Origin of the sequence: Motilibacter aurantiacus, from assembly GCF_011250645.1 — a bacterium.
GTDB classification, from domain to species: domain Bacteria; phylum Actinomycetota; class Actinomycetes; order Motilibacterales; family Motilibacteraceae; genus Motilibacter_A; species Motilibacter_A aurantiacus.
Window position 1 is genome coordinate 1 of record NZ_JAANNO010000034.1, and the last position, 1114, is coordinate 1114.

At 72.4% G+C, this 1114-nt stretch carries 1 protein-coding gene; it reads right to left on the reverse strand.

From position 1 onward, the window contains the following. The coding region (locus G9H72_RS20680; RefSeq protein WP_196791467.1) for an IS1380 family transposase at positions 1–1099 on the reverse strand (1099 nt) is incomplete at its 3' end. Positions 1100–1114 lie beyond the last annotated feature (15 nt).

Consider the following 1114-nt stretch of genomic DNA (forward strand, 5'->3'; position numbering starts at 1 on the left):
CGTCCTTGAGCTCGGCGATGACCTGCTCGATGATCGCGTGGTCGCGGTGGTGCTGGTCGGCCTCGACCGTGCTCAGGGTCGAGTTCGTGACGAACGCGTGGTGGCGCCAGTCGGCGAACAGCTCGCCCTGGATGCTGCCGTCCGAGGCTCGGGGTTGGTGGCGCCGGACGCGGCGCACGACCAGCCGGCAGGTGATCTGCTGGGCCGTGGGCAGGGACGTGAACGCGGTGAACTCGACCTCGGCGACCTGGGCGTCGGAGACCCACCCGCCGATCTGGTCGTCGAAGACCGCGTTCGGGTAGTGGATCGGGGTCCAGGCGTCCTCGTCGATGGCGGCGATGGCCTTGACGACGGCGGGGTTCATCCGGGCGGTCACCGAGAACCAGGCGTCGTGGCGGACCGCGGTGGCCAGGAACGCGCGCAGGTAGTAGGCCGAGTCGGCCCGGACCAGCACTTGCCCGCCCGCGCCGGCGGCGCGGGCGGTGGTGACCGCTTGGGCCGCCAGCCGCGCCGACCCGGCGTGGGAGGCGATGTTGCCTCGGCGCAGCCGGGCGCGGACCACCACCGGCGCGCACGTGGGTGTCGATGCCGTGGCGAGCTGGACGTTCAGGCCGCGGACCCGGGAGTAGCCGAACCCGGCGCCCTGCTTGGCGTAGCCGTGGACGGCGCGGATCGTGTCGTCGACGTCGATGAACACCATGCCGCCGGCGCCGCGTCCCCCGGCGAGCAGGCCCGGGACCTGCCCGGCCAGCCCGGCCAGCAGCGCGGCGGAGATCTTGTCGACCTGCTGGACGTGACCGTGGGTGAACGAGCGCAGGAACGTGCCCAACGTCGAGGGCGCCCGCACCCCGGGCACGACCCGGGCCATCCCACCCGAGCGCAGCAGGTCCAGGTCATCGATGCTGTCCGCGCCCGCGAGCATCCCCGCCACAACGCTGCGCGACTTGTCGACCGCATTCGGGCTCGGCACGCTCAGATGCCCGGCGAGCAGGGCCTCCATGCCGGCCCGCCCCGCCAGCTCGAGCACGGGCACCAGGCCCGCAGCCGACACGAGATTCGGGTCATCGAAGACCGGCACGATGCTGTGGCAGGCTTTCACTTACGAGATGCCCTT